Below are 12,106 nucleotides of genomic sequence, written 5' to 3'. Positions count from 1 at the left end.
GCCCTCCAATGAGAGGGCGCAGGGAAGACCGGGTGCGCGCTGCACCCGCGGTCTCGCGTGCGGTTTGCACAAAACAAAATGCACACGAGCATACAGGTCCAGCGGAGAACACCCGGCCTTCCCTGCGCAATGGCTTTACGGCTTATATCGTGCTCTCCCTGGTGAACGGGCTTTCTTGCCACCATTGCCCGCAAGAAGCGTTTGGCTCCTCACGAACGTGACGCCAGCAACGGGGCGCCAGGACCACACGACTTCGCCGTACGCTATCCGCCACGTTCGTCGTCGCGACATCAGCGTCCACCGCAACCCGTCCAACGTCCGTGACGACGGCCGACGCCCTCTGAGTGGGACGGGATGGCCAAACATATGCCCCTGATTTGCCCTTCTGGTAAACAGAAATATTTTCTATTTCAGGGCTTGACACGATTTCCGAAAATCGGAATTGATTTGCCCGTCGGGCTAATTTGTCGCACCCGACGATCCAACTTCGTCATTGCCAGCGAAGCGACGCAATCTACCGCGCCGCGTTCAACAACAAGAAGTGACGATTTTGAGGGTTCCGGAGATACAATCGGCCCATTCGGCGAATTTGGCTGGCCTTTGGCTGGAATTAGCCATTCTGCGGTCTATATTCCATTCCGACCACGGATTGTGATAGAATCTGCACATGCGCAAAGCGAACCACAGATGGGGATTTTTGGCGGCAATGATCTGCATGATCGTGCTGTTTGCCGTCCCATCGCGTGCCGATGCACATGCCGGTCACGGCGGACAGACCCCGGTCGTCAGTAATTCCGTCCCGGCCTCTGAACCGCTTGCGTCTTCGGAAGTATCAGAACCTGCCGCCGCCACTCTGGAGCTTTTCGCATCGGCAGCCACTCCCGCCTCGGGCAAATCGAAATCGGGCTGCGTTGGCGGCTGTTGCGACGGTGTATCGCATGCCTGTTGCGCCTTTACCTTGGCGGATGCCCCGAGCGATGACGGCCCTGTTTGGATTCGCGCGCAGGCCTATAGCGCCACCGTGCCTGCGCCGGCTGGCCGCGACCCCACGGCGCTGCGCAAGCCCCCCAGAACCTTCGCCTGATCTGACCGCATCCCATGCGTTCTCGCTGCGCTATCGCGTGGCAACGCGTGCACCGATGCGATTTATGTTCAAGGCGAAGGATACGTTCATGCGTTTTCTATTTGCGGCAGCCTTAAGCGCTTCCGTCTTCATCGGCTTCCAAGCTGCGCCCCTGCGCGCGCATGAGGGGCACGACCACGCGCAGCCGAAACTCACCACGGGGACATCGACGAACGCACGCGGCGAGGCCACATCGGAGGCGTTTGAACTCGTTGCTGTGGCGCGCGGTGATGTGCTGGCGGTTTATCTAAACCGGTTCGCGACCAACGAACCCGTCGAACGCGCAACGATCAACGTTGAGACGCCCGCTGGCCCCGCTGTTGCCAAGGAAATACCGGGCGACGCCTATACGTTGCCCGCGCCTTGGCTTCCAAAGGCGGGTGCCGTCGATCTGATTTTTACCGTCACGGCGGGAGACGCCACTGATATTCTGCCGGTTACGCTTACCGTCCCCGGTGCAGCGCATGACGACCAGCCGCAGGCTAGCGGACTTTCCTGGTTCAACAATCCTCTTCCCATCATCGGGGCAGCGCTCGCCGGGTTGCTTATCGGTGCGAGCCTTATGGCTTCGTGGCGCCGGGCCATTGCGGCGGTGCTTTTGAGCCTGATTGTTCTGGGCACCGCGCCTTCCTTTGCCCATGAAGGTGAGGACCACGGCGACCAAGCGAAGTCACCGGCCGCGCCAACGAGTGATTTGGCACAACGCCTGCCCGATGGCCGTGTGTACGTGCCCAAGGCCGCGCAGCGGATTTTTGCGGTGCGCACGGTCGTGACTGAATCCGCGGTTCACCACCGCACCACCGAATTACCGGGGCGCGTCATTCCTGATCCCAATGCCAGCGGCTTCGTACAAGCTGCCATCGGCGGCCGATTGTCCCCACCCCCAGGCGGATTCCCGCGTCTGGGAACGCCGGTCAAGGCCGGCGATGTCCTGGCCTATGTCACGCCGCCCATGCAGGCGATCGATGTTTCCGATATGCGCCAGAGGCAGGGCGAGCTTGATCAACAGATTGCCATCGCCGAACGCAAGCTCGCGCGAACTGAAACACTGGCGCCCTCGGGCGCGGTTGCGCGCTTTCAGCTTGAAGATTCGCGCAGCGAAGTGGCGGGCTTGAAAGAACGCCGCGCGATGCTGGATAAATCAAGGCGTGAGGCGGAAGCGCTCATCGCGCCGGTCTCGGGCGTCGTCGCGGACGGCAACGCCGTGGCGGGACAAATCGCCCAACCGAACGCCATCGTCTTTCACATCATCGATCCTGAAAAACTCTGGATCGAAGCGTTGAGCTTCGAGGTCATTCGGGATGCGCGAGGCGCGTATGCGAAAACGGCCGCCGGAAAAATCTTCAACGTGAGCCATCGCGGCTCGGGGTTTGCCGACCGCAGCCAATCCATCCCGGTGCATTTCGCGATCGAGAGCGGCGATCTTTCGGAGCTTCGCGCCGGGCAGTTTGTCAGCGTGATCGTGCGCACCGAAGCTGAAGTGCCGGGCATTGCGATTCCGCGCAGTGCCCTCGTGCGCGCGGCGAACGGGCAGGACATTGTATTCGAGCATGTCACAGCCGAGATTTTCGCCCCCCGCGCGGTGCGGACTGCGCCGCTCGACGGTGAGCGCGTGCTGATATCGGCCGGTGTGGAGCCGGGCAAGCGCATCGTGACGCAAGCCGCCGAACTTCTCGATCACGTGCGCTAGGGGGAAGATCATGTTCACATTCCTCGTCACTCAGTCCCTGCGCAACCGCCTGCTGGTCCTCGCACTGGCTGGTGTTCTGATCGTTTTTGGCGCTTACAGCGTGACGAAATTGCCGGTTGACGTTTTCCCGGACCTTAACAAGCCGACCGTCACCATCATGACGGAATCGGAAGGCCTCGCGCCGCCCGAGATCGAACAACTGGTTTCATTCCCGATCGAAACGCAAATGAACGGCGTGCCGGGCGTTTCGCGCGTGCGCTCGGTTTCAGGCATTGGCCTTTCCATCGTCTATGTCGAATTCGAATGGGGCACCGATATCTACCGCAACCGCCAGCAGGTGATTGAGCGGCTGGCCCTGGTCCGCGACCAGCTGCCACCCAACACCGTGCCGCAACTCGGGCCGGTCAGTTCGATCATGGGGCAGATAGTTCTCATCGCGCTCTCAAGCGAGAGCGCAAGCCCCATGGCCCTGCGAGAGGTAGCGGATTTTACCGTGCGGCCACGGCTTCTGTCCATTCCGGGAGTGGCGCAGGTGATTCCAATTGGCGGCGAGGTCCGCCAGTTCCGGGTGGCGCCGCAACCGGCAGCGGTGCGGGCACTCGGCGTCAGCTATGAGCAAATCGAAAAGGCCCTTGGCCAATTCGGCGTCAACACCGGCGGCGGCTTCACCGACCAGCACGCGCGCGAGTATCTGATACGCAATATCGCGCGCACAACCAATCTCGACGATTTGCGCAGCGTCGTGGTGACGACGATCAACAACCGCCCCGTCTATCTGCATCAGGTGGCCGATGTCTCGTTCACGCCCCGCTTCAAGCGCGGGGACGGCGGCTATATGGGCAAGCCTGCGGTGATCGTGTCCGTCGAGAAGCAGCCGAATGTCGATACGGTCACGCTCACGCGCAAGATCGAGACGGCGCTGGAGGACATGAGCGCGAGCCTGCCGCAGGGCGTCAAGGCCAATCAAATCCTGTTCCGGCAGGCGGATTTTATCGAAGCCTCGATCAACAACGTGCAGCGGGTGCTGATCGAAGCCGCCATCGTGGTGGCGGTCATTCTGTTTGCTTTTCTACTCAACTGGCGCACCACGGCGATTTCGCTGACCGCTATTCCCGTCTCCATTCTGGCCACGGCGGTCGTGTTCTACTTTGCCGGATTGTCGATCAACACCATGACGCTCGGCGGCATCGCCATCGCCATCGGCGAACTGGTCGATGACGCGGTGGTCGATGTCGAAAACATTTTCCGCCGCTTGCGAGAAAACCGTGCCGCCGATAATCCCCGCCCGGTCTTTGACGTCATCGTGTCGGCCTCGCAGGAGGTCCGCTCCGGCATCGTCTACGCCACAATGATTATTGTGCTGGTCTTCGCGCCACTCTTCGCGCTCTCGGGCATCGAGGGGCGGTTATTCGCTCCACTCGGAGAGGCCTATATTATTTCCATTCTGGCCAGCCTCGTGGTGTCGATCACGCTCACCCCGGTCATGGCCTATTACCTGTTGCCACAGCTCAAGCGCCTTGATGGTCATGAAAGCCCGCTGGTGCGGTTTTTGAAACGCGTCAACCGCACCTCCCTGATCCGCGCCCTTGCGGCCCAGCGCCTAGTGCTTGGAAGCGCCTCGCTGCTGGTGGTTCTGGCCGGGGCTTCAGCGTTTGCTCTGCCGCGCGCGTTCCTACCGCCCTTCAACGAGGGCTCGTTTACGATAAATCTTCTCTTCAATCCCGGTGTGTCGCTGACGGAGTCGAACCGGGTGGGTTTGATTGCGGAGCGTCTCATCCTTGGTGTGCCGGAAGTCAAATCGGTCGGCCGCCGCACCGGGCGTGCCGAACTTGATGAACATGCCGAAGGCGTTCATTCCTCCGAAATCGAGGTCGATCTCAAGACGAATTCGCGCAGCAAGTCCGATATTGTCGCCGATATCCGCGCGCGGCTCGCGGTCTTGCCGCTGTCCACCAATATCGGTCAACCGATCTCGCACCGGCTCGATCATATGCTCTCCGGCGTGCGCGCCGAGATCGCGCTCAAGATTTTCGGGGAAGATCTTGAAGCGCTACGCATGACGGCAGGCACCCTGCGCACGAGGCTCGCCAGCATCCCGGGCCTGACTGATCTTCAGGTGGAGAAACAAGTCCTCATCCCGCAGCTTGAAATCCGCGTTGATTACCAGCGCGCCGCCCTTTACGGCGTTCAGCCCGGGGCCGTGGTCGAACAATTAAGCCGCCTCTCGAACGGCCGCGTGGTCTCGCGCATCGCCGACGGATACCGGCGCTTTGACGTGATGATGCGCCTGCCGGATAGTCTGCGTACCACGCAGCGGCTTGGCGACCTTCTCATAGAGACGCCTTCGGGCTGGGTGCCCGCGCGACAAATCGCAGATATCCGCGAGACCGAGGGCCCCAATCAGATATTGCGGGAGAACGGACGGCGGCGCGTCGTGGTGCTGGCCAATACCGATGGCCGCACCGACACCGCGCAGATCATCGAAGCCATACGGCAGGACCTCAAAGGCGCGGCGTTACCTGAAGGCGTCTCCACGAGTCTTGAGGGAACGTTCCAGGCACAGGAACAGGCCAGCCGTACCATCGGCTTGCTGTCCTTGCTATCGCTGTCGCTGATCTTCGCGATTCTTTACAGCCGCTACCGCTCAAGCGTTTTGGCGCTGATCATCATGGGATCGGTGCCGCTGGCTTTGATCGGATCAGTCGCGGCGCTGTGGCTTGCCGGGCAACCGTTGTCGGTTGCCAGCATGATCGGTTTCATCACGCTGACCGGCATCACCGCACGCAACGGCATCCTCAAGATCAGTCACTACGTCAATCTCGCCATTCACGAGAATATCCCCTTCGGGCCGGATCTCATTATCCGCGGCAGTCTTGAGCGGATGACGCCGGTCCTAATGACGGCGCTCTCGGCGGCCGTGGCGCTGGTGCCGCTGCTGATCGATGCCGCAACGCCCGGCAAGGAAATCCTGCATCCGGTCGCGGTCACGATTTTCGGCGGTCTCGTCTCTGCGACGTTGCTCGATGCGTTCGTCACGCCGATCCTGTTCTTGCGCTTTGGCCGCAAACCGCTCGACCGCTTGCGCTCGCTCAGCCTTGGGGCTGAGGGCGGCCGTGCAGGAGCCGCACAACCTCAAGCGTATTAGTCCCTCAAAAATCTTCTAATCGCTCACAAAAAGGAGAGACTCCCATGAGACAATTGAAGCGAATGCTTCTCGCAACCATGTTCCTGGCAGCGGTCCCCGCCGGGGCGCACGAAGTCAAGGGTCCGCATGGCGGGCGCGTTGTCGATGCAGGAGACTATCATATCGAGCTGGTCGTTGGCGGCAGCGACGTCGCGTTGTTTGTGACCGATGGGAGCGAGAAGCCGGTCACATCAACGGGCTTCAAGGCCGTGGCGATTGTGAATGCAGGCGGCAAGGCGCAGCGCATCGCGCTGGAGCCGGGGGATGCGACCAAGCTCAGCGGCAAGGCCGAGACGGCTTTGCCGGCCGATGTCAAAGGCGTAGTGCAGCTCACCGCGCCGGACGGCAAAGTTCGCCAAGGGCAATTCAAGTAAACCGAAATGAAGAATCAAACCTCATAACCGTGAAAGAGAAGGGAAACTCAGATGGCCAAACTGACCCACATCGTGCTTACCGCTACGCTGACTTTAGGCCTGGCTGGATTCGCCGTGGCGCAAGGCATGGATAAGGCCAAGTCACCGCATAGCGCGGCGATGCAGCCGCAATCGAATGACGCGCCCTCAACGAGGGCGTTCAAGGAAGTGCACATGAAAATGATGCACGGCATGGAGGTCACTTACACCGGCAATGCCGATGTCGATTTCGTGCGCGGCATGATTCCCCATCATCAGGGCGCCATCGACGCGGCTAAGGTCGAACTGGCGCACGGCAAGGACCCGGCCATGCGCAAATTGGCTGAAAGCATCATCGCAGATCAGGAAAAAGAAATCGCGCTGATGAATGCGTGGCTGAAGAAAAACGCGCCTTAGGCAGAGAGTTGGTGCACGCCCACGCGTCAGGGTTTCGGGATTGTCAGGATTGCCGGCACCGGCGCGGGGTTATCGCTGTTGGGCACAACGTTTGTAATCAGGAAGGCCTTCTTCGGCAGGGTTCGTCTCAAAAGGAACCGAGCGTCCATAGCGCCGTTTCTTTCCGTGGAGGATGGCCATGAGCAATCTGACGAAAAAAGAACGACCCGACCGGTCCAAGATCAACATGCACGATCCGCGTGAGGTCAAATACTGGGCCAAGGCGCTTCGCGTATCCGAGGAGGAGCTTCAGAAGGCCGTGGAGAAGGTCGGCAATTCCGCTGCCACGGTACGGAAGGAGCTCGGGCTCATCGGCAGTTGGCACTAGGAACCGATGAAGTGGTCGCTTGAGAACTGATCTCCGGCTGTGTCGGTCTCAATGGGGCGTGTGAAATCATCCGCACCGCGCGTGGACCATCAAGGGCCGCAGTGACTGCAAGTGCGGGCGAGATCCGTGTGAATTTGTCCGGACGAACTCAAACAGCAAAAAAGCGCACTCGCCGGGAACGGGTTAGATGTCAGCGCGTACCGATGCGTTGGTGTCGAAGGCAGAAACCGGAAAAATGCCTCCGTCCATCATTCTCCGTTGCGTCCGGTTGACACCCGGCAAGTGCATTTCTCAACGCTGCTTGATCGATTTGGTTCTCCGGTAGAGCGATCGGTTGACGGATGCGTGAAATTATCTCTCCTTGCGCCTTGCCGCATCGCAGCGGGCGGACGTTGCAGAAAGAACAGAGTGGCCAAACCGCACATCGGATAATTTCGCGGTTCTGAAGGCAAAAAGCGCGGCCAAACCCGCTTTGACCGGCCCCCACCCGGGCCTATAATGGCGACTGCCCAGGGACGGTCCGCAATGGACACCTCCCCAAAAGGATCACCATGCTTCACGTCTGCTCGCTCGCCGCCCTTCCCCAGACCGTCAAGGCCACCGGCGCCAGCCATATCCTCACCGTGATGGCCAACGTCGATCAGGTGCAGCGGCCGGCCTCGGTGCTCGAGGCCAACCATTTGCGCGTGTCGATGGACGACATCACCGAGGTGATGGACGGCTTTCTGGCGCCGTCGGACGCGCATATCGAGAAGGTCTTGAACTTCGTGCGCGGCTGGGACCGCAGCGCGCCGATGGTGGTGCATTGCTATGCCGGCATCAGCCGTTCGACCGCCAGCGCCTTTGCCGCCGCCTGCATGCTCAATCCGCACCGCGACGAGATTTCGATCGCCCGGCAGATCCGCGCCGCCTCGCCGATCGCCCAGCCCAACCGGCTGATCGTCAGCCTCGCCGATAAGGCGCTGGGGCGCGAGGGGCGAATGCTGCGGGCGCTCGATGAGATGGGCCCGGGCAGCATGACCGTCGAGGGCCGCCCCTTCCGCGTGGATCTCGAATAATCTTGACCGAATAGTGTGCTAAAATGCCGCCGCCCAGGGGGGCGGTTTGAACTTTTTGCCGGCAGAGTTGCACTCACAGCATTGCGACGGGCCGCATAGAGGCGGTCAACGTTTCTGCGTGCCCGCCTGGAGGCCTGATGCTCGACGAGTTTGTAATTCTTCCGTTCCTGTTCGCCATTGTCGCCGTTATCATTGCCGTCAAGGCGATGAACGAGATCGGGGAGTTGCGAAGGCGGCTGGACAGGATGGAAGCGGCCGCAGCGCTCGCCAGGCCCGTCCCGCCACCGCTTCCCCAGATGTTCGAGCAAGGCACCACGCCCACCTCTCCCGGCGTCGTGGCCGAACCGCCGCCGATCGCGCCCGAGGCTGAATGGACCCCTCCCGCCGCCGGGCCGCAAACCGAAGCGCCGACCGAGACGACAGCGGAAACGGCTGACGGCCCGCCCGCCGCGCCGCCGCCCTTGCCGCAACCCGATCGCGGTTTTGAGGAAACCATCGGTACCCGCTGGGTGGTGTGGATCGGCGGCCTGACGCTGGCGCTCGGCGGCTTCTTCATGGTGCGCTATTCGATCGAGGCCGGCCTGCTCGGCCCCGGGGTGCGTGTGCTGCTCGGCGGCCTGTTCGCGCTGGCGCTGCTCGCTGCCGGCGAATGGACCCGCCGCAAGGAAAGCATCTCCACGATCGAAGCGACGCCGATCGCCAACATCCCGGCGATCCTGACCGCCGCCGGCACGGCGGTGGCCTTTGCGACCGTCTACGCGGCCTATGCGCTGTACGGCTTCCTGGTGCCCGCCACCGCGTTCATCCTGCTTGGGCTGGTGGCGATGGGCACGCTGGCCGCGGCACTGCTGCACGGGCCGGCGCTGGCCGGGCTCGGCATCGCCGGAGCCTTCGTGACTCCTGTCCTGGTCTCCTCCGGCAAGCCGGACTTCTGGGCGCTCTATGTCTACCTCGCGATCGTTACCGCGGCCGCCTTCGGCCTGGCGCGCGTGCGGATGTGGCGCTGGCTTGCGGTCACCACCATCGTGTTCGCGCTGCTCTGGACGCTGCCCTGCCTGCAATGCGGCCCGTCGATGGTCGCGCCGCATGTGTTCCATGTGATCGCCGGCTTCGTCCTCGCCGCATTGCTTGTCGTGTGCGGCTTCATGTTCGGGCCTTCAGCGCAAGACGGCGAGATCGAACCGATTTCGTCCGGCTCGCTCGCGGCCTATCTGCTCGGCGCGACCCTGATTGTGCTGAACAGTTCTCATGCCGACGTCGCGATGGTCACGTTCGGCCTGCTGGTAGCCGGCAGCTTGTTTGTGGCCTGGCGCACCGACGCCGCGGTCGGCGCGGTCGGCGCCGCCGCCGGTCTCGTCTTCATCGTGTTCGCCGAATGGGCGATCCGCGCCAATCCTGACATGCTGGTGCTGCCCGGCGGGCCGATCGCGGGCATCGGGCCGAGCGCCACGGACGGATCGGTGTCGTTGCACCTGATCTCCGCCGCGATCTTCGCCGCCGGATTTGGCGTCGCGGGGTTCCTGGCGCAGGGCCGCTCGGCCAGCGCCGTCATCCCTGTGATCTGGTCGGCGGCCGCCGTGTTCACGCCGCTCGCGCTATTGGTCGCGCTCTATGCCCGGATCGCGAATCTCGACCGCTCGATCCCGTTCGCGATCCTCGCGGTGATCCTTGCCGCCGCCTATGCTGCGGCGACCGAGATCCTGACCAAGCGCGAGGACCGTCCGGGCCTGCAGGCCTCGATCGCGCTGTTTGCGACCGGCGCGCTCGCAGCGCTGGCGCTGGCGCTGACATTCGCGCTGGAAAAAGGCTGGCTCACGATCGCGCTGGCACTGATGTCGGCAGGCACCGCCTGGATCTCGATGCAGCGGCCGATCCCGTTCCTGCGTTCGCTGGCCGCGATCCTCGCCGCCATCGTGGTGCTGCGGATCGGCTACGAGCCGCGTATCGTCGGTGACGTCGTCGGCACCACGCCGATCTTCAACTGGCTGCTGTGGGGTTACGGCATTCCGGCGCTATCGTTCTGGGCCGGCAGCATTTTCCTGCGCCGCGGCGGCGACGATGCGCCGCTGCGCATCGTCGAATCCGCTGCCATCCTGTTCACGGTGCTGCTGGCGTTCATGGAAATCCGCCATGCCGTCAATAATGGCGACGTCTATCGCCCGAGCGCCGGGCTCACCGAAGTCGCGCTGCAGGTCTGTGTCGTGCTGGCGATGGCGATCGGGCTGGAGCGCCTGCACCTCCGCACCGGAAGTGTCGTTCACAATGCCGGCGCGATCCTGCTCACCGTCTTTGCAGGCCTGGCTTCCGTGTTCGGGCTGCTGGTGCTGGAGAACCCGATGCTATGGTCGATCGATGTCGGCGGCGTCGTCATCAACCTGCTGCTGCTCGGCTATGCCCTGCCCGCGGTGCTGGCGCTTCTGTTGTCCTATGCGGTGGCGGGGCGGCGTCCGGTCGAATACGCCAACACGATCGCGGCAGGCGCGCTCATTCTGGCGCTGGCCTATGTGACGTTTGAAATCCGCAGGATCTATCACGGTCCGGTCATGGCCATCGGCCCGACCACTGGCGCCGAGCAATACACCTACTCGATCGCCTATCTGGCGTTCGGCGTCGTCATGCTCGGGATCGGCATCCTCTTCAACTCGCAACGCGCGCGGCTGGCGTCAGCGGTCGTGATCGCGTTGACGATCCTGAAAGCCTTCCTGATCGACATGTCGACGCTGACCGGGGTCTATCGCGCGCTGTCCTTTATGTGCCTGGGCCTGGTGCTGGTGGCGATCGGCTGGCTGTATCAGCGGATCCTGTTCCGCAGGCGGGCGGCGGTGGCGCCTGCGGTGCCGACGGAGAGTTGATCGGTCAGGCCGCGCGCACCGAACGGAGGAACTTGCCGATCGAAAAATCAGGTGACGGATTCCGCCACGAGGCGGATCCTGAACACCGGCTTCTTGGATTCGTCCAGCATTTCCATCTGCCATTCGGCATTCTGCTTCATGCTGCGCGAAATGCTGCCGAGCAGGTTGCCGGACACCTTGGTCATCTCGGCCCAGGCGGCTTCGCGGCTTTCGAATTCGGAGCCCTGGTCGGATGCGCCAGCGTAGTGACCGTTGCTAATCCGGAAAAAATACAGCGGCATAGTTGATCTCATGTATGAGCCGCCCCCAAGCCGTCATTGGCCGTCACGGTGGGGCTAGACTCGCTACCAAGACGTGAAAACGCCAGCCCGTATGACTACGGGCACACTTTCCCAACTTTGGGCTTCATTTCGCCGGAAATCACTCGGTGGAACGGCGCAGCTCCGGCGCGCTTTCGACCTTCGCCGGCTCCGCCTTCACCGGCTCGAGCTTTGCGGCCTCAACCGCCGGCGTCTCGACGCGAGCCGAGACTTCCGTGCGCGAGGCGTCGGCCGAGCGTGTCTGCGCCGGCGCATGCAGCGAACGCGGCCGCGCCACCGAGCGGGCCATCAGCATCTGCTGCGCGCCCTGGTGGCGGAAATCGCAATAGGCGAAGCCCATGCCCGACACCGACCCCCGGAAGGAGCGGTCATCGCGCTTGTCGAGATTGAAGCACGGCTCGAACGGAAGACCCTTGATGGAAGCGCAAACCGCCTGGCCGCGGATCTGCAGCGTGTTGCCGGGCAGGCGCACATGGCGGGTCGGCCCCGCGCCGCTGAATTGAATGGAGCCGGCCGCCCCGAGATCGTCGAGCACGCGGCCTGCGCCGCGGGTGCCGTCGAAACAGGTGAAGGCGAAAACCTTGCCGCTCACAAACTTACGGGCCTCATCGGCATTCATCATCCCGGCCAGCGCCGGCACCACCATCGACGTGGCCGTGACGGCCCCCAACACCAAACGCGCAAGCATGCAGCAACTCCACCC

Annotated in this window: 9 protein-coding genes; 7 read left to right on the top strand and 2 right to left on the bottom strand. The window is 62.6% G+C overall.

The window, feature by feature from the left end:
- Positions 1 to 1,172 precede the first annotated feature (1,172 nt).
- The 7 genes from JQ567_RS19540 to JQ567_RS19510 all read left to right on the top strand — a co-directional run bounded on the left by JQ567_RS19540 (position 1,173) and on the right by JQ567_RS19510 (position 11,083).
- Complete coding sequence (locus JQ567_RS19540; protein WP_212440329.1) at positions 1,173 to 2,813, top strand: HlyD family efflux transporter periplasmic adaptor subunit; 1,641 nt, start codon at positions 1,173 to 1,175, stop codon at positions 2,811 to 2,813.
- A 10-nt stretch (positions 2,814 to 2,823) separates the two neighbouring features.
- Positions 2,824 to 5,958 (top strand): efflux RND transporter permease subunit, encoded by a 3,135-nt coding sequence (locus JQ567_RS19535; RefSeq protein WP_212440322.1) that lies wholly within the window; start codon positions 2,824 to 2,826, stop codon positions 5,956 to 5,958.
- 77 nt (positions 5,959 to 6,035) lie between these two features.
- Positions 6,036 to 6,371, top strand: a complete 336-nt coding sequence (locus JQ567_RS19530; protein ID WP_249165559.1) for a hypothetical protein — start codon at positions 6,036 to 6,038, stop codon at positions 6,369 to 6,371.
- Positions 6,372 to 6,422: 51 nt separating this feature from the next.
- On the top strand, positions 6,423 to 6,806 hold the full coding sequence (locus JQ567_RS19525; protein ID WP_212440321.1) for a DUF305 domain-containing protein: 384 nt from the start codon (positions 6,423 to 6,425) through the stop codon (positions 6,804 to 6,806).
- 178 nt (positions 6,807 to 6,984) lie between these two features.
- A complete protein-coding gene (locus JQ567_RS19520) occupies positions 6,985 to 7,173 on the top strand; it encodes a DUF3606 domain-containing protein (protein WP_212440320.1) in 189 nt (62 codons plus the stop codon).
- Between the two features lie 551 nt (positions 7,174 to 7,724).
- Positions 7,725 to 8,231, top strand: a complete 507-nt coding sequence (locus tag JQ567_RS19515; protein ID WP_212440319.1) for a tyrosine phosphatase family protein — start codon at positions 7,725 to 7,727, stop codon at positions 8,229 to 8,231.
- A 137-nt stretch (positions 8,232 to 8,368) separates the two neighbouring features.
- Positions 8,369 to 11,083: a DUF2339 domain-containing protein gene (locus tag JQ567_RS19510; RefSeq protein ID WP_212440318.1), complete on the top strand. Its 2,715-nt coding sequence runs from the start codon at positions 8,369 to 8,371 to the stop codon at positions 11,081 to 11,083.
- Positions 11,084 to 11,130: 47 nt separating this feature from the next.
- Here the strand turns inward: JQ567_RS19510 and JQ567_RS19505 are convergent, their stop codons facing one another.
- Positions 11,131 to 11,364, bottom strand: a complete 234-nt coding sequence (locus JQ567_RS19505; RefSeq protein WP_212210966.1) for a DUF6894 family protein — start codon at positions 11,362 to 11,364, stop codon at positions 11,131 to 11,133.
- A gap of 139 nt (positions 11,365 to 11,503) precedes the next feature.
- Complete coding sequence (locus tag JQ567_RS19500; protein WP_212440317.1) at positions 11,504 to 12,091, bottom strand: hypothetical protein; 588 nt, start codon at positions 12,089 to 12,091, stop codon at positions 11,504 to 11,506.
- Positions 12,092 to 12,106: the final 15 nt, after the last annotated feature.

Origin of the sequence: Bradyrhizobium sp. AUGA SZCCT0431, assembly GCF_018131065.1 — a bacterium.
Taxonomy (GTDB): Bacteria; Pseudomonadota; Alphaproteobacteria; order Rhizobiales; family Xanthobacteraceae; genus Bradyrhizobium.
The sequence above is the reverse complement of the archived record's forward strand: the minus strand, read 5'-3'. Positions and strand labels throughout refer to the sequence as shown.

Coding starts and splice junctions, on each gene's coding strand:
- JQ567_RS19540 (WP_212440329.1), top strand. CDS start 1,173: ATGCGTTTTCTATTTGCGGCAGCCTTAAGCGCTTCCGTCTTCATCGGC.
- JQ567_RS19535 (WP_212440322.1), top strand. CDS start 2,824: ATGTTCACATTCCTCGTCACTCAGTCCCTGCGCAACCGCCTGCTGGTC.
- JQ567_RS19530 (WP_249165559.1), top strand. CDS start 6,036: ATGTTCCTGGCAGCGGTCCCCGCCGGGGCGCACGAAGTCAAGGGTCCG.
- JQ567_RS19525 (WP_212440321.1), top strand. CDS start 6,423: ATGGCCAAACTGACCCACATCGTGCTTACCGCTACGCTGACTTTAGGC.
- JQ567_RS19520 (WP_212440320.1), top strand. CDS start 6,985: ATGAGCAATCTGACGAAAAAAGAACGACCCGACCGGTCCAAGATCAAC.
- JQ567_RS19515 (WP_212440319.1), top strand. CDS start 7,725: ATGCTTCACGTCTGCTCGCTCGCCGCCCTTCCCCAGACCGTCAAGGCC.
- JQ567_RS19510 (WP_212440318.1), top strand. CDS start 8,369: ATGCTCGACGAGTTTGTAATTCTTCCGTTCCTGTTCGCCATTGTCGCC.
- JQ567_RS19505 (WP_212210966.1), bottom strand. CDS start 11,364: ATGCCGCTGTATTTTTTCCGGATTAGCAACGGTCACTACGCTGGCGCA.
- JQ567_RS19500 (WP_212440317.1), bottom strand. CDS start 12,091: ATGCTTGCGCGTTTGGTGTTGGGGGCCGTCACGGCCACGTCGATGGTG.